The sequence below is a fragment of the Actinokineospora sp. UV203 genome, from assembly GCF_056323665.1.
In genome coordinates, this window is the sequence record NZ_CM150484.1 from 4,312,785 (window position 1) to 4,332,000 (window position 19,216).

The window sequence follows — 19,216 nt, forward strand, 5'->3', positions numbered from 1 at the left end:
TCGGCGGTGGGCCGTTTCTCAGTTGTGGAGGGTGATCCCGGCCGGGTTGTGCCGCAGCCGGTGTCCCTTGCGGGGTGGGCCCTCGCCTTCGAGCGGGGTCAGCTCGTGGTTGCTCGTGACCCACACGTCCGTGCCGGTCGCGACCTGGGCGAACCTCGGCGGGCGGCGCAGGACCCTGGAGATCAGGTCCGTGCGCGGGGTCGACACCCAGATCGCCGTGCCCGCGGGCCTCGGGAACGCGGTCACCGAGTACGCGGGGCCGGTGAACAGTTCGACACCGTCGACCTGGACCCGGAGGTCCACCGGGTCGTCGGAGTCCGGGTAGAGGGTCAGCTGGAAGCAGGACGCGGTGCCGTCGTCGCTGCGCACCGCGGGGACCGGCCGCTCCGGACCGGGCTCGTCCCACTGGATGAAGGGGTCGGTGTCCTCCAGGTGGAAGGACGTCTCCGGGCACTCCAGCAGCGTGATCGGGGTCGACGCCATCTCGCCGTCGAGCAGGCCGACGAAGTGGTCGAAGGACTCCTCGTCCTCGACCAGCACACCGATCGGCCGGTCCGCCGCTCGGGCGAACGCGGCTTCCAGGTCGGCGCGCTCGGGCCTGCTGCCCAGCCGGACCGTGTCGACGCCATGGTCGAGCACCGTCTCCGGGCACTCGCACAGGATGATCGCGAGCATCTTCGTCACTCCGGGGTCGGGGTCCACACGGTGCCGGTGACCAGGTCGCCGAAGCCCATCCAGACCAGGTTCATCAACCAGGAGGCCACAGTCTTGTCCGACACCTCGGGATGGTCCAGCCACCAGTCGGCGAGCGACTCGCTGGCGCCGACCAGGGCGGCCGCGAGGGCTTCCGTGGACTTCGCGGGGGCCTCACCGCGGGTGGTGGCGGATCGCACAAGCAACGCGTCGACAAGGTTGATGGCCCGGCCGCGCATGGCGAGGAGCTCTTCGCTGAACGGGCCGCCCTGTGAGGTCGCCTGCCGGTGCAGCACCCGCCAGCTCTGCTTCTGCTCGCCGACGAACTGGAAGAACGCCCGCAGACCGTGCCAGAGCTGCATGTCGGGAGCCTGCTCGGTGGTCACACCGGCGGCGATGGCTTCCATCAGCATGGTCGCCTCGCGGCGGATGCAGGCGGCGAACAGGTCTTCCTTGTGGCCGAGGTACGCGTAGATCATCGGCTTGGAGACGCCGGCGACCTCGGAGATCTCGTCCATCGAGGCGTTGTGGTAGCCGTACTGGGAGAACACCCGGACCGCGGCGTCGAGGATTTGGCGTTCGCGGACCTCGCGGGGCAGTCGCTTCACCCGCGTTGATCTGCGCTCTTCGTCCACGCTCACCCTGGTCCTCCCGATTCCTACTTGCACGTGAATCTACCCGTCCGTAGCCTACTGGGGAGTAGGTAAGGAGGGGCTGATGTCTGAGTCACCCAAGGGTGCGATGAAGCCGCGGGATCTGGTCGCGTTGCTCGATCGGATGACCGTCGCCGAAGCGACTGCCATGGACATCGACGTCGATGCTATCGGGCGCGCGATCGATCCGAGGAAAGTCGGACGATCCGACCTCTCGACGATGCTGCGCGCGTTCCATCGGCTCGCCGCCGAGGGCGCGGATATCAAGCTGTCCGGCATGGGCGCGGACACCTTCGCCAAGCTCATCTCCTCGGCCTCCACCGAACAGGTCCAGTCGATCATGGTCGATCCGGCCCTGCGCGCCAGGATCCTCGATGAGGTGTTCAGGCGGATGAGTACCCACCTGCGCCAAGACCGCGTCCGCGACCTGCACGCCGTCATCCACTGGCGGCTGACCGGCGGCGCCGGAGAAGGCGGCTACGACCGCTACGAGACGGTCATCGAGAACGGCACCTGCGCGGTCAACCGGGAGATGTCCGAGCAGCCGAAGGTGACCATCACCCTGTCCCCGGTCGACTTCCTCAAGCTCATCTCGAACAACGCCTCCGCCCCAGTGCTGTTCATGACCGGCAAACTAAAAGTGCGCGGCGACCTGGCGTTCGCCGCCGGACTGGCCGGCCTGTTCGATCTGCCACGGGCTTGACCAGGCACACTGCCAGAATGGGCAGGAGCCGACTGGGCAGGAGCCGACGACAGTGGCGCCGCAAGCAGAAGTGGCACCGCATCGAGCCGCGCACGGTCCACGACCTCGACAGCTTCGCCGACGCGATCGACCCGGCGAAGCTGGACCCTGGGCAGTTCGTCCAGCTCATCTCAACCCTGGACATGCTCGGGACGGCGGGCACCGGCCTCGAACTCGCCGGGATGCGCACGGACACCTTCATCAGCTTCATGTCGCGGGCGAGCCGCGAGCAGCTTGATGCCCTCATGGCCCACCCTCGGCTGCGACAGGTCGTGTTCGAGGAAGTCTTCAGCCGGATGGCGTCGCACCTGAACAGGGAGCGGTCGGCAGGCCTGCACGCCGTCATCCACTGGCGCTTCACCGGCGGCTCAGGCCCCGGCGACTACGACCGGTTCGAGACCGTGATCGAAAAGGGCCGCTGCGAGTCCGGCGATGAGCCGACCGACGATGCTCGGGTCACGGTCACCATCTCGCCGACGGACTTCCTGCGCGCGGTCACCGGGGTCGTGAACCTGCCCATGCTGTTCTTGTCGGGCAAGGTGAAAGTCAAGGGCGACATCGCCTTCGCCGCCACCCTCATCTCCTACTTCGACCTCCCGAAACCCTGAACGGGGGACTCCCGCGAGTCCCCCGTTCAGAACAACGAGTCCAACACTCAGAACACTGAGATCGACATTCAGTACGTGATCGCCAGCCCCGGGTCGGCCAAAAGTGCGCCGACGTCGGCGAGGAACTCCGAGCCCTGCTGGCCATCCACCAACCGGTGGTCGAAGCTCAGCGCGAGTTGGCAGACCTTGCGGACCTTGATGTCACCATCGACCACCCAAGGCGTGTCCCGAATCGCGCCGAAGGCGAGGATCGCGGATTCGCCTGGGTTGATGATCGGGGTTCCGGTGTCGACGCCGAAGACGCCGACGTTGGTGATCGTGATGGTGCCGTTGACCATGTCCGATGGCGGGGTTTTGCCCTCACGTGCGGTCGTGGTCAGCAGGTCCAGGGCCTCCGCCAGTTCCCGCAACGACAACGTGTCTGCGTCGCGGATCTTCGGCACGATCAAGCCGCGAGGGGTTGCCGCCGCGATGCCCAGGTGGACGTAGTCCTTGTAGACGATCTCCTGAGCCGCTTCGTCCCATGAGGAGTTGACCTCCGGGGTGCGCTTGATCGCCATCGCGATCGCCTTGGCGCAGAAAGCGAGCGGGGTCAGTCGCACGCTCCGGAACTCCGGGTGGTTCTTCAGTTTCGCGCGCAGTTCCATCATCGGGGTGACGTCGATGGTCAGGAACTCCGTGACGTGCGGTGCGGTGAAGGCGCTGGCGACCATGGCCTGGGCGGTGATCTTGCGGACGCCCTTGATCGGCACCCGCCGCTCACCGCGGACCGGGGCCTTGACCTGGCCCTCCTCCGCGGGGCTGGACGCGGCCCGCTCGACGTCGGCGCGGGTGATCACGCCGCTGTCGCCGGTGCCGGTCAGCGACCGCAGGTCGACGCCGAGGTCCTTGGCCAGCTTGCGGACCGGCGGCTTGGCCAGCGGGACGTACCCGCCGGGCAGGTCGATCAGGTCGGCCGGGCTGTCCGGGACGATCGGCGTCGGGTCGACGTGGACCGGGGCGGCCTCCTCGGGCACCGGGCCCTGGTGCCGCTCAAAAGCCGCACCAACGGTGCTCTGGGCGGCGGCCGCGTCGGCGGTGGCCGGGACTGCCGGGCCGTTGCGCGTGCGGCGCTTGGCGGTGACCGTCTTGGAGCCGTAGCCGACCAGCGGCTTCATCTCCTCCTCGGCCTCGGCGGGCGCGGACCCGTTGGTGCTGGCGGCGGCCGGTTTCGCGGCGCCGCCCGGGTCGACGTCGATGGTCAGGATCGGCGTGCCGACGTCCACGGTCTGACCCGGCTGGACGTGCAGCTCGGTGACCACACCCGCCCACGGGCAGGGCAGCTCGACGGCCGCCTTCGCGGTCTCGATCTCGCAGATGATCTGGTTGACGGTGACCGTGTCGCCCGGCTGGACGTGCCAGGCCAGGATCTCGGCCTCGGTCAGCCCCTCCGCGGTGTCGGGCAGCGGAAAGCTCTTGTATTCAGGCATCTCTCACCACGCCAGGGAGCGGTCGACGGCGTCGAGCACTCGGTCGAGGTCGGGCAGGAAGTGCTCTTCGAGCTTGGCGGGCGGATACGGGACGTCGAACCCGTTGACCCGCAGCACCGGCGACTCCAGGGAGTAGAAGCACTCCTGCTGGACCTTCGCCGCGATCTCGGATGTCAGCGAGGCCTCCGCGGGCGACTCCGACACGACGACGAGCCGACCGGTGCGCCGCACCGAGTCGTAGACCGGCGCCAGGTCGAGCGGGGACAGCGTCCGCAGGTCGATGACCTCCAGCGACTTGCCCTCTTCCTGCGCGGCGGTGGCCGCGTCCATGGCGACCTTCACCGACGGCCCGTAGGCGACCACGGTCGCCGTCGTGCCCTGCCGCAGCACGCGCGACTGGAACAGCGGCATCGGCGTCGCGTTGGTGTCGATCTCGGCCTTCATGTTCGCCGAGTGGTAGTACCGCTTCGGCTCGAAGAACAGCACCGGGTCGTCGGACTGGATGGCCTGCTGGATCATCCAGTAGGCGTCCACGGCGTTGGAGCACGAGACGACCTTGAGGCCCGCGGTGTGCGCGAAGTACGACTCCGGGGACTCCGAGTGGTGCTCGACCGCGCCGATACCGCCGCCGAACGGAACGCGGATCACCAGGGGCATCTTGACTCGCCCCTGCGTGCGCGCGTGCAGCTTCGCGACCTGCGAGACGATCTGGTCGAAGCCGGGGAAGATGAACCCGTCGAACTGGATCTCGCACACCGGGCGGAAGCCGCGCACGGCCAGGCCGACCGCGGTGCCGATGATGCCGGACTCCGAGAGCGGCGTGTCCAGCACGCGGTGCTCGCCGAAGTCCTTCTGCAGGCCGTCGGTGATGCGGAAGACGCCGCCGAGCTTGCCGACGTCCTCACCCATCATGAGGACCTTCGGGTCGGCCTCCATCGCGGCCCGCAGGCCGAGGTTGAGCGCCTTGCCGAGGGTGAGCGACTGGACGGTCGATTCAGTCCCGGGCTTGTTGATAGCGGGTGCGGCCATCAGTGCTCACCTCCGAAGCTCGCGTGGTAGGCGAGGAAGTCGTCGCGCTGCGCGTCGAGCACCGGGCTCGGCTCGGCGTAGACGTTGTTGAACATCTGCTCGATGGGCGGTTCGCCCATGTTGAAGCAGTAGTCGCGCAGTTCCGCGGCCAGCGCGTCGGCGTCGGCCTGCACGGAGTCGAAGAAGGCCTGGTCGGCGTTCTCGTGCCGGACCAGGTTCACCCGCAGCCGCTCGATCGGGTCCTTGAGCTTCCAGGCCTCGAGTTCGTCGGAGAGCCGGTAGCGCGTCGGGTCGTCGGTGGTGGTGTGGGCGTCCATCCGGTAGGTGAACGCCTCGATCAGCACCGGGCCGTTGCCGTTGCGGCAGGCGTCGAGCGCCCAGCGGGTGACGGCGAGCGTCGCGAGGACGTCGTTGCCGTCGACCCGGATGCCGGGGAAGCCGTAGCCGCGGGCCCGCTGGTAGAGCGGGAGGCGGGTCTGGCGTTCGGTGGGCTCGGAGATGGCCCACTGGTTGTTCTGGCAGAAGAAGACAAGAGGCGCGTCGTAGACCGCGGCCCACACGAAGCCCTCGTGCACGTCACCCTGCGAGGTGGCGCCGTCGCCGAAGAAGACCATCGTGGCTTCGCCGTCGTCGTCACCGACCTTGCCCTCGAACCGCTGTCCCATCGCGTAACCGGCGGCGTTGAGCACCTGGTTGCCGATGACGATGCAGTACGGGTGGAAGCGCGTGGCGTTCGAGTCCCAGCTCCCGTTGTCGGTGCCGCGGAAGATGCCCAGCAGCTCCTTGGGGTGGATGCCCCTGGTCCACGCGATGCCGTGCTCGCGGTAGCTGGGGAACGCCATATCGGTGGGCCGCATCGCGCGACCCGCGCCGATCTGGGCGGCCTCCTGGCCGAGCAGCGGGACCCAGATGCCTAGCTGGCCCTGGCGCTGCAGTGCGTTGGCCTCACGGTCGGCGCGGCGGACAAGGACCATGTCGCGGTACAAACCGCGCAGGTCCTCGGCGGTGACGTCGGCGACGTAGCGGTCGAACTCGGGGTTCTCGACCCGTTCGCCTTCCGGGGTCAGGAGCTGGACCAGCTCCGGACCGCCTTCGCTTGTCGCTCGCAATCCCGCGATCACCTGCTCTGCTGTGGGTGCGGCAGCGGTGGCGGCTGGACCTTCCCGGGGCTCCGGGTGCGTCCACGTTTCTGGGGACGACATGCGCGTTCTCCTCGTGTCTGGGCCGCACAGTCGCTTGTGGCGACGGCATGCAGCCGCGCCGCCGGTCACCCCTGCCACCCGGATTGAGTGGGAGGTCACCGTCGGCGCTGACGGTTCTCTCCCACATCCTGACACGAAGCTACCCGGATTGGTGAAGGGCCCGTGCCCCGCTTAAGTCGATCACGGGCCGCTGAGCTGGGAAAACACTTGGATCCCCGACGTTAGGGGATCAAACGGGAACGTGGTTGAAGCAGTTCAGCGCGGCGCGTGTGGACACTCCGCACACGCCCGCCGCACTCACGGTGACCTGCGTCACTCGAACAGGGGAAGCCGCTCGATGTCGCCCTTCGCGAAGGCGGCGATGACGGTGCCCGCGGGAGCGGTCGTCGAGGTGATCCGGACGGTGTCGCCCACGACGTCGACGGTCGGCTTTGGGACCACCCGGGACCACGGCGTGCCGGAGGAGGTCTTCGCGCTCTTGAGCGTGGCCTCGATCTGGATCTTCATCTCGGCCGCGTCCTCGGGCGAGTGCGCCTTGAGGCAGATGATCTCGGTGGTGTCGTCCTTGCCGTCGATCCGAACGCCGGCGGAGGCGATCGGCCCGATCGCGGCAGCCGCGACATCGCCCAGGCAGCCCGCGTGCGCGGCCATGGTTTTGTCCTCGGCCAAGCTGCCTGCCCCCTCGGCGAACCAGTCGAGCTGAGGCGCGGACGACGAGTAGAGCAGCACGGAACCGGTCGCGTGGACGGCGGAGAAAGCTTCAGGCTTGGCGGCCTTGTTCGCGACGGCGGCCTGGACGGCGGCACTGTCGAACGTGCCGCGTAAACGCCCGGCGGCGGCCGGAGCCTTGCCCGCGGTGACGGCTTCGTCGAACGCGGCGAGGTCGAGGGCCAGGAGGTCCTTGAGCTTCTTGGGGGACTCGGTGATCTGCGAACTGCCGACCATGCCGAAGTTCTTGCTGTCCTTGAGCCGCTTGATCTTGGTGAGGTCGGCGTACTCGAACCGCTCACGGGTGCTGTCGTTGGCCCGGACAGCCGCGAGCGCACCGGTGAGACCGGTCGGCTTGGGGGCGGCGGTGGAACTCGGGGAAGCGTTGGGGGCAGCGGGTTTCTCACCACAGGCGGTGAGTGCGAGACAGGCGATGGCGAGGACACCCACGGAGCGCTTCATGGGCGGCAGGTTAGCGGGTGAGGCCGTGACCGTGTGCGGGAACTTTCACGGCCACGGCCTCACTGACGAGAGTGCCCGACCCCAGCTGATAGCGACCTCAGCGCCCGGTGCCAGGAAGCTTCGGTGAGCGAGAGTTGCCCGCTGTCAAGGGCTTTGGAGTCCGACTCCAATGCAGTCCGTTTCGGATCCAGTGAAACTCGATTCCGCCACTGCGCGGCCATGCCTCATCCCCGGTCATGGTCGGTGGCCACTCGAGCCAGAAAATCCACCGACTCCTCAGCACTCAACGCGATCTTCAGCATCGTGTCGGTGGAGCGCTGATACCTACAGGTGTCATCGGGTTTGTGCAGGAACGCACCAACCGAGCCTTGGTCGAGGAACACGATCGGGGTCGCCTTGCTGAAGTTCAGCAGCGAGAACCCGCCGGCGGCGAGGTATCCACCCCGGCGAAACGGGATGGCCCTGATCGTCACGTTGGGCAACTCGGACATCTCGACCAGCTTGCGGATCTGGTCGGCCATCACCAGCGAACCGCCCATGGGCCTGCGGAGAGCGGCCTCATCGACGATCGCCAAGTATGACGGGCCACGGCTCTTGGTCAGCAAGGTCTGCCGCCGCACCCTGGTCGCGATCCGCGCCTCCGCGTCTTCCTCCGAAATGCCGGCATAGCGCATGACCGCGCGTATGTAGTTGTGTGTTTGCAGCAGTCCGGGGATGAGCAGCGGGCCGAAGTTGACGATTCGGGTGGCCTGCGACTCGAAGGTGATCAGCGCGGGCAGTTGCAGTTGGAGTGGGCGCCCGTACCCGGACTCCCACCAGCCCGGCGTGTTCGCCGCGCGGGTGAGTTCGAGGATCCGCGCCCGCTTCTTGCCCACCACCGAATAGACAGCGAGCAGTGCCCCCACCTCCTCCAGGCTGGGCACCCGCTTCCCCAACTCCGATCGGTTCAAGCCGGCGGCCGAGAAGCCCACACGGGCGGCGGCCTCCCGGGTCGTCAGTCCCGCCTGTTCACGCAGGTCCTTCAGCTCGGCGGCCAACGCCCGCGTCCGAGCTGTCCCCTCAATCCGGCTCACGTGATCACTTCACCAGACATCACAACCTGGGGAAATGACACGATGAGATGAGCCGTTTCACCTACCGGGACAGCGTCAGTGGCAGTATCGGGCCGTGGACACGACAGCAGCGGCGCAGACCGTCCGGAACCTGTGGGACGCAGAGATCCTGCCCAGCCTCCAGGACTTCATCGCCATCCCCGCCCTCTCCCCCGCTTTCGACGAGGCCTGGGCCGCCAACGGCAACCTCGACACGGCCGTCGAACACTTGCGGGCCTGGATCGCGAAACGCAACATCCCCGGCGCGATCATCGATGTCGTCCGACTGCCGGAGCGCACGCCGCTGCTTTTCATCGACATCCCGGCGACCGACGGGGTCGACAACGGCACCGTCCTGCTCTACGGCCACCTCGACAAGCAGCCGCCCGTCGGCGGCTGGTCCGAGGGGCTCGGCCCGTGGACGCCCGTCCTGCGCGACGGCAAGCTCTACGGCCGCGGCGCCTCCGACGACGGGTACGCGGGCTACGCCGCGACCGCCGCCATCGAAGCCGTCCGCTCCTCCGGTGGTGCGCACAGCCGCTGCGTCCTGCTGCTGGAGACCTGCGAGGAGTCCGGCAGCCCAGACCTGCCCGCGTACCTCGAACACCTCGACGCCCGCCTCGGCGCGGTGTCGCTCGTCGTCTGCCTCGACTCCGGGGGCATGGACTACGACCGCCTCTGGCTGACCACCTCCCTGCGCGGACTCGCGTCGGTGACCGCGACCGTGCGGGTGCTGACCGTCGGCCAGCACTCCGGGACCGTCAGCGGGGTCGTGACCAGCTCGTTCCGCGTCCTGCGGCAGCTGCTCGACCGGATCGAGGACTCGGCGACCGGCGAAATCAAGCTCTCGGAGATGAACGTCGAGATCCCCGGGGACCGGCTCGCCGAACTGCGCGCGACCGTGGAGTCCGCGCCTGGTTCGGTCCTCTCCGCGATCCCGTTCGCGCCGGGCGTCCGTCCGGTCACCGACGACGAGGTCGAGCTGTTCCTCAACAGCAGCTGGCGCCCCACCCTGTCGATCATCGGCGCGTCGGGCATGCCCGAACCGGCCGACGCGGGCAACGTGCTGCGGCCCTTCACCACCCTCACCCTGAGCTTCCGCCTGCCGCCGACGGCCGACGCCGACGCGTCCCTCGAAGCGGTCCGCAAGATCCTGACCACCGACGTCCCGGACGGCGCGCAGGTCGAACTCACCCGGCTGGAGGCGGCGGGCGGCTGGAACGCGCCCGCGCTGGCGCCCTGGCTGCGGTCCTCTTTGGACAGTGTGAGCGACACCGTGTTCGGAAATCCGTGGCGCACGATGGGAATGGGTGGTTCCATCCCGTTCATGGGACTGCTGGCCGAGCGCTACCCCGACGCGCAGTTCGTCATCACCGGCGCGGTCGGGCCGGACAGCAACATCCACGTGCCGGACGAGTCCCTTGAGGTCGCGCACGCGGTCCGCGTCACCGAAGCGATCGTCCACATCCTCGACGCCCACGCCAGGAGCTGACGTGCACGGCTACTTCATCATTTCCCCTCCGCCCGCCCACTAGCGGGCGGCGCTCTCCACAACCGACCTGGCCTCTGATGCCAGGTCGGTGGTCGCTGCCCGCACACGGTTCCCGTGTCGGCAGCGATCTCCCTGGAGAAAATGATGTCTCGCACCACCCTGCCCACCTGGCAGGGCCTTTCCCTTGTCGTCACCGCCGCCATCGCCTGGGGAACCGGCGGCGCGGCGGCGGCGATCCTCGACCGGACTACCGACCTCAGCCCGGTCGCCGTCACTTTCTGGCGGTTCGTCTGCGGCACAGTGCTGCTCGCGTTGGTGCTGGGTGTCCGCTGGCTGATGACCGGGCAGCCGGTAGTCGCGGGCGCGCGTTCGGTCGCGACCGGTGTCTGCCTGGCCGTGTCGCAGTCGGCGTACTTCGCCGCGGTGGGCGCGTCCGGCGTCGCCGTCGCGACCGCGGTGACCTTGGGCGCGACACCCGCACTGACCGCGTTGGGCTCGCGCACCTGGTTCAGCAGGCGCGGGTCCGTGGGCGCGGTCAGCGGTCTGGTCGGCCTGGTGTTCCTGTGCGGGCCCGCCGGATCGTCGCTCACCGGCCTGGCGTTGGCGCTGCTGTCCGCCGTGGGCTTCGCGGCGGCCACGATCCTCGGCCGCGGGTCACTCGGCGAGACACTGGCCGCGCTCGCGGTCGGGACGGTCCTGCTCGCGCCGTTCGCCGTGGTCCCGGTGATGACACCCGAAACGCTGGGCCTGATCGGCTACCTCGGCGCGGTGCCGACAGCCTTGGCGTACGCCATGTTCTTCACCGGCCTCAAATCCGTCCACGCGACCACGGCATCAGTGATCACCCTGGTCGAACCGCTCACCGCGACGGTGATCGCGGTCGGCTGGCTCGGTGAGGTGCTCACGGTGTCGACGGGCATCGGGATGGCGTTGCTGCTGGTCGCCGTCGTGGTGGCGGGCCGCTAATCGAGGCCGCGGCTGAGCCGGTCCGCGCGCCGTGTCGTCTCCGGGAGGCGGTATTTCGGGGTGAGCGTGAGGACCAGCTCGGTCGCGGTGTCGATGTCCATCTTGTGCCCGATGGAGAGGAACACCGGCTTGACGCCTTCGCGCGTGCGCAACGTTCGACCCATCGGCCTGCGCTCGTCCTCGATTCGCGTCCAGTCCCCGCGGTGCGGGCCGGGCATGTCCCAGTCGCCGTTGGGACTCTTGCTCACGCCGATGGACGCAATGCCGGTCAACACCCCCGCATGACACGCCAACCCGAACCGTCGGGGATGCGCGATCCCTTGCCCGTCGCAGACCAGCACGTCCGGCGTCACCGAGAGCTTCTCCAGCGCGGGCAGGAGCAGCGGAAGCTCCCGGAACGCGAAAAGGCCTGAGATGTAAGGGAAATCGATGGTCCCGGTGACGACCGCCTGATCGACCACCTCAAGTGTGGCCAAGTCCAGCACGCACACGGCCGCGGTCCCGCGATCGGTGTAGTGCACATCAAGCCCAGCCGCCGTCTTCGGCGCGAACCCTTCGGGGACCTCGTGCGAAACGAGATCCTTAAGCCGATGCTGTTCCGCGATCGCCGCTTCCGCGGTCGCCGGCCATGGTCTCGACATCACGGAAACAGGTCCTTCTCGATCTCGTGCACGTCCATCAGGTCCGAGACAAGGACGTCGCGTCCGTACTCGTACTTTTCGACCTGACGGAAGCCGCTGTCGACGGCTCGAGAGACGTCCTCGTCCACCAGCCGCACCGACACGACTCCGCCCGGCGCGGCTGTGACCACGACAACCCGAAGGTCGCGCCATGTCGCGTGGGTCTCGACCGAACAGACGCGGTCGAGCGAACCGGGTGGGAACAAGCCTGGCCGTGCCACGCCGTCGAGCACGGCGTATGCGCCCGAACGAAAAGTCGAGGTGTCCCTCACACCCGGCGCAACCTGCCCGCCACGAGTTCGCTGTACGCGAGCTTGCCCAAAAGCAGTTCGCACGCGGCGGCCTCAGTCGGCAGCCGCACAAGGTGGTTCTTCTGGCCTCGCTCCAGCCAGTACACCTCCCAGACCCCATCCGCGCCGGGTAGGACGCACCAACACTGTTCGTCGCGCGCGCCGAGGGCGACGACCCTGGGCTCGATTCCCATCGCGTCCAGCGCGGTTCCGAGGGCTTGCAGGTTCACAGCGGGATCTCCCTGAGGTATCCGGCGTTGATCAAATCGACCACGGAGTGCGGCAACACATATTGGGTGCCGCCGCCCGGCTGACCCATCGCGGGGGCGATCGGACCTTCCCACACGGGCAACGGGCGCACCACTTCGTACTGGTGATAGCCGTTGTTGAGATTGTCCGGCGGCAGGCCGCGCTGCGGATATGGCGTGTCGGCCGGTGAGACGAAGTCGCCGCGCGCGCTGCCGAACCGGTCGATCGTCTGGCCTGGCTGCAGGACGCCCGGCGTGCGGGACTCCGGAGTGTTGAAGCCCTGAGGGTGCGCTTCAGGGTCGGGCCACTCCAGCATCCGGTTGCCGTAGCGGCCGGTGTCGCCACTTGGCCAGTACTGCTGATTCCAGCCCGCCTCGCCGAGTCCGGCGTGTGGGTCGTAATCAGGGGGCATGAGGTCGCGGACTGCCGGGTGGTCCCCCGGTACGCCGTTGGTGTTGATGATCGCGTCTCGATTCGGGTTCGCCCTGGCCTGGCTGATCAAGTCGTCGTCGATCAGGTTCGCGTGCGGGTGCCGCAACTGGTTGGTCGGGATCGTCTTGCCTGCCGCGTCGTAGTCGCGGGCGCTCGCGGGCGGCGTCGGATCGGCATCGGGCGGCGGAGTATGCGGTGTGGTCGACGGGTCCGCGGATCCGCTGGGTGTGGTGGTTCCCGACGGCGTAGTGGGGGTAGCGCTCGATGCCGTCGGGGCGTCCGCCGAACCGGAGGGCGTCGTCGTGCTGCTCGGTGTCGTAGGTGTCGCGCTCGACGGCAGGGTCGGGGCGGCCGAACCACTGGGCGTGGTCGTGGGTGTCGCGGAGCGGACGGTGTCGGGCGCGTTCGGGGATTCGGTGCCGCCGACCGTGCGCAGCTTCTGCAGGCCGCGCTTGATGGCCTCCCAGATCTCGCCGAGCTTGGCCATGATCGGGCGCAGCTTCTCCACCGAGCGGGTCAGCTTGGCGATGATGTCGGTGATCCGGCCGACCCACTTCGACACCAGCGCCGCCACCGACGCGGCGACGTGTGGGGTGGCCAGACCCAGCGTGAGGCCGAGTTCGGCGAGCCACTGCGGCAGGCGGATCAGCAGCGTGGAGATGCATTCGGCGACCAGGTCGCGCACGATGCCGCGGACCACGCCGACCAGCACGCCGACGACCTCGACGACCGTGCCGATCGTCTCCGCGCCCGTGCCGGCGGCGGTGATGTGCTCATTCTGCTGACCGGCGTTGTTCCGGTAGGCGTCGGCCGCTGGGCCCGCCCAGCCTGCGGTGCCGTTGGTGACCTCGGTCTGATAGTCCGCCGCGACACCCGCGACGGCCTGCGACACGTTCTTCCACGTCTGCGCGTAGGCGGCGATCTGGTCGGCGTCCCCGGCCAACCAGTTCAGTGCGTCCCGCAGCGGGGCGACGTGTTCGATCACCCAAGAGACCGCGTACTGACCGAGCGTGCCGATCGGGTCGAGCACCAGCGACAGGACTTCGAGGCCGCCGCCGAGTGCGCCGATGCCGCCCTCGACCCACGAGCCGCTCTGCACGCCGTTATAGATGTCGATCGCGGACTCGGCGATGCCGATGCCGGTGACGGCGGTGGTCGAGTCCTCGCGTTCGGCGATCAGCGGGTTCGTCATCGCGCACCGCCCGCGAAGGGCTGGGTGTTGGCCTGCTCGACGTTGTCGTAGGACGTCGTGTTGTCCCGGATGCCCTGGGCGGTGTCGGTCACGGAGTCCGCCGCCTGCCGGATCGCCTCGACGCCCGGGCCGCTGACCGAGTGCACGATCGGCACGAAGAACTGGCAGATCACGCCGTAGGCCTCGGTGCCCATGTGCACCGAGCTCGCCGCCTGCAGCGCCTGGTCCAGGCGGTCCTGCAGGGCGTCGAGCCTGCCGGCGTGACCGGCTAACTCACCGGTCAGGACGTCATATCCGTTCGGCACCGGGACTCCTTCGATCAGCTCAGGATGGGCGGTCCGCCCCAGTCGTCGTCATCGTCTTGCGGCGGGCGCGGACGGGACCGGCGGGTCGGGGGCCGGTCGTCTTCCGGGACGTCGCCGAGCTGCATCTCCTCGACCACGCTTCCGGTCGGACGCTCGGATTCGGGCTCCGGTTCCGGAAATCTCTGCCGATACGAATCCACCACCGTGGTCACCGTCTGCTGATCGTCGCCGACAGTGCGGGTCATGACCTCCGCGACGTGGTCGGTGATCCTCGACTGGGCGCGGCGCATGGTCGTCAGAACCATGGTCGAGAGCTCCGCGCCCGCCAGGTCACGGTGCTTGTCGCTGATCACCAGATCGGTCACCGCGCCGGTCGCGTCGACCGTCACCCGGACGACGTCGTCCCGCGAGGACTCGGTCACCGAGACGCGCGCGACCTCGGCCTGCATCACCTGGTAGCGCTGGGCTTTCTCCTCGACCGCCGCGGCCCAGCGGCGCATCTCCTGCTCGGTCTGGTAGCCGTCCCCACCGAAATTCGGCTGGTTCACCGTTTCCCCTCTCGGACTGCCGCTCGGAACCTGGCGTCACCAGGCCGGATACCGCACCTGCCACTCGGGGTCCTCAAGCGAGTTGTGCCTGCTGAACTCGATCAGCGCGTCCCTACCCAGACGTTCGATGACGTCCCGAAGTTCCAACTCCGCCAACCAGTCCACCGGAATCGCGTCGACGCCGTGCACCGCGCCGAGCAGGTTGCCGCAGATGGACCCGGTCGAGTCGCTGTCGCCGGAATGGTTGACCGCCAGCAGAAGCCCGTCGGCCAAGTCGTCGGCGGCCAGCGCGGCGCACACGCCGATCGCCAGGGCCTCCTCGCCGACCCAGCCGCCGCCGAGGCCCGCGAGCGCCTCCGGCGAGGGCCTGCCGCGCTCGGCCAGCGCGACCGCGCCGTCGAGCGCCGCCACCGTCTCGGCGGAGTCCTCCCAGGTGACCAGCTCCGCGCGGACGTCGGCGATCGCGTCGGGCAGGTCGGCGCCGTCGAGCAGGCGGTGGACCAGGAACGCGAGCGCGCCGGCGGACAGGTAGCCGCTGGGGTGGCCGTGGGTGAGCGCGCCCGCCTGAGCGGCGATCACGAACCCGTCGAGTGGGTCTTCCGTCCACAGTGCGCATGGGGCCGCGCGCATCACCGCGCCGCAGCCCTTGGAGTCGTTGAGCCGGTGCGACAGCGTCCCGCGTTCCGCGCCCGCCGCGTACCCCTCCAGGGCGTGCAACACCGTCGAGCCGGGCGCGCGGCGGTGGAAGAGGTCGCGCTCGCCGATAAGCCAGCCGTCCGGCTCGGCCTGCATCGCGTACGACCCGGCCGACTTGTGCCACGGCACGCCCTGCGTGTGCAGCCACCGCTGGTAGGCGTGCTGCAACACCGACGACGGATGCTGATCGAAGTACAGCAGTCGCTTGGCGATGTGGGCGCGGATCATCGCTTCGAGGGTGAACAGCGTCATCTGCGTGTCGTCGGTGATCTTCCCCCGCCCGCCGTACGCGTCGGCGTACCCGGTCGTGCCTGCCGGCCCGAACCGCGCCCGGATGTCGGCGATCGAAAGGAACTCGACCGGCCCACCGAGCGCGTCGCCCACCGCGCCCGCGAGCAGGCAGCCGAGCCACTGATCGACCGGAATCACCCGGTCGTAGGGGAAATCACCGTCCACGGCGTCAGAGGTTAGTTCAGCGGCCCGCTTTGAGATCGCATGGTCAGTTGATCGATTCCCGCAGTTCGCGCATCCGAGTCGCGATCAGCTGTGGCGTGCCGGGGACCGCGGTGACCGAGCTTTCGCCGCGACTTGTCTTGTAGACCGCCCACCGGCCCTGTTGGGTGTCGATCGCGGTGATCCAGTCCGCGGCCCGCAAACGCTTTCCACGCTGGTCACGCTTGGCGGTGTAGAGCTTCCCGCCGCTGAGCCGGGGCTGCTTCATCAGCTCCTGCAGCCTGCGTGCCTGCGGCGGACCCGAAGGCCGGGAGAACCCATCGGACTTGGGCGCGTCGAGGTCCGACAGCCGCACCGAGATCGACTCCCCACGCGCGGCGGGCACGTTCGGCAGCCGGAACAGGAACGCGTCGAGCAGCCTGGTGGGCTCGACCCGTTCGAAGGTGACCGTGTTCTCGACCCGCTCCGCCAGCACCGCGTGCCTGCCGAGTGCGGCCGTGAGCACCGAATACGGCCCCTCGGCGTCGTGGAACCAGCCGAAGTACTCCACACCCGCGCGCTGGATCAGCGAGAGCAGGTCAAGGAAGTCCGGGTCCACCCCACGCGGCCCATTGATCCCGGCCGCGTCAAGCTCCCGCCGCAACCGCGCGTCGGTCTCCTGCTGAAACCGCGGCGAGTAGTACCGCGCACCGCCGGCGAAGATCACGTGCGGCTCGCCGAGGTTCGCCTTCTCCAGCAGTCGGAACAGGGTGGTGACCGAAAGCTCGACCTTCATCCCTAGCCCCCGATGACCGGGGGTGCGGTGATCTGGTCGGTGCCGAAGATCGCCTCGGGGTCGTCTTCCTGCAGGAATGACGCGCGGGTGTGCTCTTCGTCCTCGCCGCCCTGCCCTCTGCCGCCGCCACCCATACCGCCGCCCATGCCCGCGCCGCCGCCACGGCCACCGGCGCCCGCGCCACCGCGACCGCCTGGCCCGTGGTCACCACCGGCGCCGATCGCACCGGAACGGCCACCGGGCCCGTGCTCACCGGCCCCACTGCCGAAGCCACCGCCGCGCATGCCGGAGCCACCGGCCCCTCCAGCACCGCCGCCGCCTCCGCCACGGGGGCCGCCGGGCCCGCCGCTGCCGCGACCGGTGCCGTCGCCACCGCGGGGATTGCCGCCGGTGCCGCCGGGTCCGTAGATGCTGTTGTGCTGGTTCGACGGGCCGGGCTGGTCGACCGGAAGCGGCCGCACCTGCACCGGGTCGGGTTTCGTCTGGATGTGCTGGTTGGGCTTGGTCTCGTCCACCTGCTGCGGCTTGGTCGGGTCGACCGGCTCAACCGGCTTCGTCGGGTCGACCGGTTCGACCGGCTTTGTCGGGTCGACCGGCTTTGTCGGGTCGACCGGCTCGACCGGCCTGGGGTCCACCGGCTCGACCGGCTTGACCGGCGGCGGCGTCCACTCGTCGCGGCCTTCGTCGATGCGCCCCGGAGGCGTGTACGGATCCTTGTCACCGCCACCACCCGGATCATCCGGCGGATTCTTCACCGGCGGCTCAATGCCGATGGAGCCACCGGGATCCTGGATGTAGGAGTAGTCCATCGGCAGCGCCTCATCGTGCGCCATCGACTGGTGGTCGTACGCCTCGTACACCCGGATGTTGTTGAGCGAGTCGGCTTCGTATTTTTCCGTCTCGGTCGGGGTGTCTGTGAACCACGGTCTGACGTCGTCTATAAATCCGGTCTCCGGCGGATTCTCAGCGACCGGCCGCACCGCCGACGAGGCGGCATGGAATCCGTCCGACTGGGATTCGAGGATCTTGGTGGTCTTCTCGAGGTTCTCGGCGCCGATCTTGGACACGTCGATCAGCGGCTTCGCCGAACCGAGCGCGGCATCTCCCGCAGCCCCCTCCCAGCCCGCCGCGATCTTGGCGGACAGCTCAAGAACCCGGCTTGCCCGCGCCGCTTCAAGGACCGCCTCTTTATTAGCGGCTGACGACGCCTGCTGGAGGCTTTCGGTTCCGCGAGCACGCGTTTTCAAGGCTTGGTAGATCTCGTATGCGGAAAGTCCAGCCACGCCGCTACGCGGATCGGTCATCTCAAGCCCCCGCCTTCATGTTCCTCACGGCGTCAGCCGCTATCGTGGCCGCCACATCGCACGGAGATCGAGTGCCCTGTTTGGCTGCCGACTGCGCGAGCGACACCAGGAATGACACTGTGTCGGACACACCCACCGAGATACTGCAAACACCCGCACTTCTCGTGTCCACCACGCCGAGCGCGACTGCTGGAAGCCCTTCAATGTCGGCAAGCGGCTCGAAGAATTTGAACTTCCCTATCTGCTTTTGGTGGTAGACCCCGCTGAGCCCACGTCCCGTCTTGACGTCCCAACCGAGGTCGAACGAGCCTGAATCCGCGGTTTTCCAGGTGCAGATCTTGCCGAGTGGGTCGGTATTCAGCTTGCCCGCACCGACGCCGTATTCCCGCAACTGATCCTCGGTGAAGATGGCGCATGGATCGGGCTGGAACTTGCCTGTCTCCACGGGGGACTCGACCTTGGGGGCGCCGTGGGACGGTAGATCACTTATGGGATCCGAGGATTTTGTCGGCTTCTCCGTAGGAGTCGACGTTTCGGGCCGCGGGCTCGATTCCACAGGAGCGCCGATCTGGGGACTGGTGCATCCCGCCAGGCCGACAATGGCGACACCACAGGCCAGGATGTGACGAATACGCACGGTCAGATGCCTCCGGTCGTGGCGTGCCCGCCGGAAGTGTCACCGATGGGCAGTTGGCCTTCTTGAAGCCGCAACCTGATCTTGCTCGCTTCTTCGGTGCCGAGGTAGCGGTCGAGGGCATCCTGAAACTTTGCCGCTTGCTCGATGCAATAAGCGTGTTTCAGCTTTACTGACTCCAGGTAAGCACTGCCTGACGCACTGGCTGACACCGCATGTCGCTCGCTGGCGTCCTCTTCACCTGGGCCTTCGACCTGCACGAGACGTACCGACCCTGTCAACGATTCCTGATACCCGTCGGCCAGTTCCAGCCAGTCCTTGACGATGGCGCGGATCTCGTTCGGGGCGAAGTTGAACTTCCCGCCGCTTCCCGGCGGCGGAGGCATGACCCCGCGCAAGCCTGCGCCCGCGCTGCTCAGCGCCGACGCGCTGCCCAGCGCCGATGCGCGGTCCAGTGATCCCGCGATGCTGTCGAATGCGTCCATGCCGTCTCAGTCCCCGCCCACTCCGCTGCGTGACGACCGTACCGGCCCTGGTAGGCGT

Annotated in this window: 22 protein-coding genes; 4 read left to right on the top strand and 18 right to left on the bottom strand. The window is 68.4% G+C overall.

Annotated features, from left to right (window positions below; genetic code table 11):
- Nucleotides 1-18: 18 nt before the first annotated feature.
- Nucleotides 19-675 (bottom strand): hypothetical protein, encoded by a 657-nt coding sequence (locus ACUZ2Y_RS20495; RefSeq protein ID WP_476321249.1) that lies wholly within the window; start codon nt 673-675, stop codon nt 19-21.
- A gap of 5 nt (nt 676-680) precedes the next feature.
- A complete protein-coding gene (locus ACUZ2Y_RS20500; RefSeq protein ID WP_091376695.1) occupies nt 681-1,334 on the bottom strand; it encodes a TetR/AcrR family transcriptional regulator in 654 nt (217 codons plus the stop codon).
- 76 nt (nt 1,335-1,410) lie between these two features.
- On the opposite strand from ACUZ2Y_RS20500, the gene ACUZ2Y_RS20505 reads away from it, so the two are divergent.
- Both ACUZ2Y_RS20505 and ACUZ2Y_RS20510 read left to right on the top strand, forming a co-directional pair.
- The gene (locus tag ACUZ2Y_RS20505) at nt 1,411-2,049 is read left to right on the top strand and encodes an SCP2 sterol-binding domain-containing protein (protein ID WP_476321251.1); all 639 of its coding nucleotides are present in this window, start codon (nt 1,411-1,413) and stop codon (nt 2,047-2,049) included.
- A 17-nt stretch (nt 2,050-2,066) separates the two neighbouring features.
- A complete protein-coding gene (locus ACUZ2Y_RS20510) occupies nt 2,067-2,696 on the top strand; it encodes an SCP2 sterol-binding domain-containing protein (protein WP_476321253.1) in 630 nt (209 codons plus the stop codon).
- A gap of 68 nt (nt 2,697-2,764) precedes the next feature.
- Here ACUZ2Y_RS20510 and ACUZ2Y_RS20515 read toward each other — a convergent pair whose 3' ends face one another.
- The 5 genes from ACUZ2Y_RS20515 to ACUZ2Y_RS20535 all read right to left on the bottom strand — a co-directional run bounded on the left by ACUZ2Y_RS20515 (nt 2,765) and on the right by ACUZ2Y_RS20535 (nt 8,639).
- Nucleotides 2,765-4,165, bottom strand: a complete 1,401-nt coding sequence (locus ACUZ2Y_RS20515) for a dihydrolipoamide acetyltransferase family protein (RefSeq protein ID WP_476321255.1) — start codon at nt 4,163-4,165, stop codon at nt 2,765-2,767.
- A gap of 3 nt (nt 4,166-4,168) precedes the next feature.
- Nucleotides 4,169-5,194: an alpha-ketoacid dehydrogenase subunit beta gene (locus tag ACUZ2Y_RS20520; RefSeq protein ID WP_476321257.1), complete on the bottom strand. Its 1,026-nt coding sequence runs from the start codon at nt 5,192-5,194 to the stop codon at nt 4,169-4,171.
- Nucleotides 5,194-6,396: a pyruvate dehydrogenase (acetyl-transferring) E1 component subunit alpha gene (gene pdhA, locus ACUZ2Y_RS20525; protein ID WP_476321259.1), complete on the bottom strand. Its 1,203-nt coding sequence runs from the start codon at nt 6,394-6,396 to the stop codon at nt 5,194-5,196. Before pdhA ends, ACUZ2Y_RS20520 begins: the two co-directional genes overlap by 1 nt.
- Before the next feature lie 312 nt (nt 6,397-6,708).
- Complete coding sequence (locus tag ACUZ2Y_RS20530; RefSeq protein WP_476321261.1) at nt 6,709-7,566, bottom strand: hypothetical protein; 858 nt, start codon at nt 7,564-7,566, stop codon at nt 6,709-6,711.
- Nucleotides 7,567-7,790: 224 nt separating this feature from the next.
- Entirely contained in the window at nt 7,791-8,639 is an 849-nt protein-coding gene (locus tag ACUZ2Y_RS20535; protein ID WP_476321263.1) for a helix-turn-helix domain-containing protein, read from the bottom strand.
- Nucleotides 8,640-8,733: 94 nt separating this feature from the next.
- Between ACUZ2Y_RS20535 and ACUZ2Y_RS20540 the strand changes: the two genes are divergently transcribed.
- Both ACUZ2Y_RS20540 and ACUZ2Y_RS20545 read left to right on the top strand, forming a co-directional pair.
- Nucleotides 8,734-10,149: a M20/M25/M40 family metallo-hydrolase gene (locus tag ACUZ2Y_RS20540; protein ID WP_476321265.1), complete on the top strand. Its 1,416-nt coding sequence runs from the start codon at nt 8,734-8,736 to the stop codon at nt 10,147-10,149.
- A 144-nt stretch (nt 10,150-10,293) separates the two neighbouring features.
- A complete protein-coding gene (locus ACUZ2Y_RS20545; RefSeq protein ID WP_476321267.1) occupies nt 10,294-11,115 on the top strand; it encodes an EamA family transporter in 822 nt (273 codons plus the stop codon).
- On the opposite strand, the gene ACUZ2Y_RS20550 is transcribed toward ACUZ2Y_RS20545, so the two are convergent.
- Genes ACUZ2Y_RS20550 through ACUZ2Y_RS20600 form a run of 11 tightly spaced genes read right to left on the bottom strand, consistent with a single transcriptional unit; the run spans nt 11,112 to nt 19,158 of the window.
- Complete coding sequence (locus ACUZ2Y_RS20550) at nt 11,112-11,756, bottom strand: endonuclease V (protein ID WP_476321269.1); 645 nt, start codon at nt 11,754-11,756, stop codon at nt 11,112-11,114. The genes ACUZ2Y_RS20545 and ACUZ2Y_RS20550 overlap by 4 nt on opposite strands.
- Nucleotides 11,756-12,028 carry a hypothetical protein gene (locus ACUZ2Y_RS20555; protein WP_476321271.1) on the bottom strand — a complete coding sequence of 91 codons (273 nt, stop codon included), beginning with the start codon at nt 12,026-12,028 and terminating at the stop codon, nt 11,756-11,758. The genes ACUZ2Y_RS20550 and ACUZ2Y_RS20555 overlap by 1 nt, the downstream gene beginning before the upstream one ends.
- Nucleotides 12,029-12,063: 35 nt before the next feature.
- A complete protein-coding gene (locus tag ACUZ2Y_RS20560; protein ID WP_476321273.1) occupies nt 12,064-12,315 on the bottom strand; it encodes a hypothetical protein in 252 nt (83 codons plus the stop codon).
- Nucleotides 12,312-13,958, bottom strand: a complete 1,647-nt coding sequence (locus tag ACUZ2Y_RS20565) for a glycohydrolase toxin TNT-related protein (protein ID WP_476321275.1) — start codon at nt 13,956-13,958, stop codon at nt 12,312-12,314. Before ACUZ2Y_RS20565 ends, ACUZ2Y_RS20560 begins: the two co-directional genes overlap by 4 nt.
- Nucleotides 13,955-14,263, bottom strand: coding sequence for a type VII secretion target (locus ACUZ2Y_RS20570; RefSeq protein ID WP_476321277.1), 309 nt, complete (start codon nt 14,261-14,263; stop codon nt 13,955-13,957). Before ACUZ2Y_RS20570 ends, ACUZ2Y_RS20565 begins: the two co-directional genes overlap by 4 nt.
- A 14-nt stretch (nt 14,264-14,277) precedes the next feature.
- Nucleotides 14,278-14,811, bottom strand: coding sequence for a YbaB/EbfC family nucleoid-associated protein (locus ACUZ2Y_RS20575; protein WP_476321279.1), 534 nt, complete (start codon nt 14,809-14,811; stop codon nt 14,278-14,280).
- Between the two features lie 36 nt (nt 14,812-14,847).
- On the bottom strand, nt 14,848-15,963 hold the full coding sequence (locus tag ACUZ2Y_RS20580; RefSeq protein ID WP_476321281.1) for an ADP-ribosylglycohydrolase family protein: 1,116 nt from the start codon (nt 15,961-15,963) through the stop codon (nt 14,848-14,850).
- A gap of 43 nt (nt 15,964-16,006) precedes the next feature.
- Complete coding sequence (locus tag ACUZ2Y_RS20585) at nt 16,007-16,735, bottom strand: ESX secretion-associated protein EspG (RefSeq protein WP_476321283.1); 729 nt, start codon at nt 16,733-16,735, stop codon at nt 16,007-16,009.
- Between the two features lie 2 nt (nt 16,736-16,737).
- Entirely contained in the window at nt 16,738-18,039 is a 1,302-nt protein-coding gene (locus tag ACUZ2Y_RS20590) for a hypothetical protein (protein ID WP_476321285.1), read from the bottom strand.
- Between the two features lies 1 nt (nt 18,040).
- Nucleotides 18,041-18,676, bottom strand: coding sequence for a DUF3558 domain-containing protein (locus tag ACUZ2Y_RS20595; protein WP_476321287.1), 636 nt, complete (start codon nt 18,674-18,676; stop codon nt 18,041-18,043).
- A 2-nt stretch (nt 18,677-18,678) separates the two neighbouring features.
- Nucleotides 18,679-19,158, bottom strand: coding sequence for a hypothetical protein (locus ACUZ2Y_RS20600; RefSeq protein WP_476321289.1), 480 nt, complete (start codon nt 19,156-19,158; stop codon nt 18,679-18,681).
- Nucleotides 19,159-19,216: the final 58 nt, after the last annotated feature.

What these genes read in the sequence shown, in the direction of transcription:
- ACUZ2Y_RS20520 (WP_476321257.1), bottom strand. Translation starts at nt 5,194, where the DNA reads ATGGCCGCACCCGCTATCAACAAGCCCGGGACTGAATCGACCGTCCAG.
- ACUZ2Y_RS20590 (WP_476321285.1), bottom strand. Translation starts at nt 18,039, where the DNA reads ATGACCGATCCGCGTAGCGGCGTGGCTGGACTTTCCGCATACGAGATC.
- ACUZ2Y_RS20585 (WP_476321283.1), bottom strand. Translation starts at nt 16,735, where the DNA reads ATGAAGGTCGAGCTTTCGGTCACCACCCTGTTCCGACTGCTGGAGAAG.
- ACUZ2Y_RS20510 (WP_476321253.1), top strand. Translation starts at nt 2,067, where the DNA reads ATGGGCAGGAGCCGACTGGGCAGGAGCCGACGACAGTGGCGCCGCAAG.
- pdhA (WP_476321259.1), bottom strand. Translation starts at nt 6,396, where the DNA reads ATGTCGTCCCCAGAAACGTGGACGCACCCGGAGCCCCGGGAAGGTCCA.
- ACUZ2Y_RS20545 (WP_476321267.1), top strand. Translation starts at nt 10,294, where the DNA reads ATGTCTCGCACCACCCTGCCCACCTGGCAGGGCCTTTCCCTTGTCGTC.
- ACUZ2Y_RS20495 (WP_476321249.1), bottom strand. Translation starts at nt 675, where the DNA reads ATGCTCGCGATCATCCTGTGCGAGTGCCCGGAGACGGTGCTCGACCAT.
- ACUZ2Y_RS20515 (WP_476321255.1), bottom strand. Translation starts at nt 4,165, where the DNA reads ATGCCTGAATACAAGAGCTTTCCGCTGCCCGACACCGCGGAGGGGCTG.
- ACUZ2Y_RS20550 (WP_476321269.1), bottom strand. Translation starts at nt 11,756, where the DNA reads ATGTCGAGACCATGGCCGGCGACCGCGGAAGCGGCGATCGCGGAACAG.
- ACUZ2Y_RS20530 (WP_476321261.1), bottom strand. Translation starts at nt 7,566, where the DNA reads ATGAAGCGCTCCGTGGGTGTCCTCGCCATCGCCTGTCTCGCACTCACC.
- ACUZ2Y_RS20505 (WP_476321251.1), top strand. Translation starts at nt 1,411, where the DNA reads ATGTCTGAGTCACCCAAGGGTGCGATGAAGCCGCGGGATCTGGTCGCG.
- ACUZ2Y_RS20600 (WP_476321289.1), bottom strand. Translation starts at nt 19,158, where the DNA reads ATGGACGCATTCGACAGCATCGCGGGATCACTGGACCGCGCATCGGCG.
- ACUZ2Y_RS20565 (WP_476321275.1), bottom strand. Translation starts at nt 13,958, where the DNA reads ATGACGAACCCGCTGATCGCCGAACGCGAGGACTCGACCACCGCCGTC.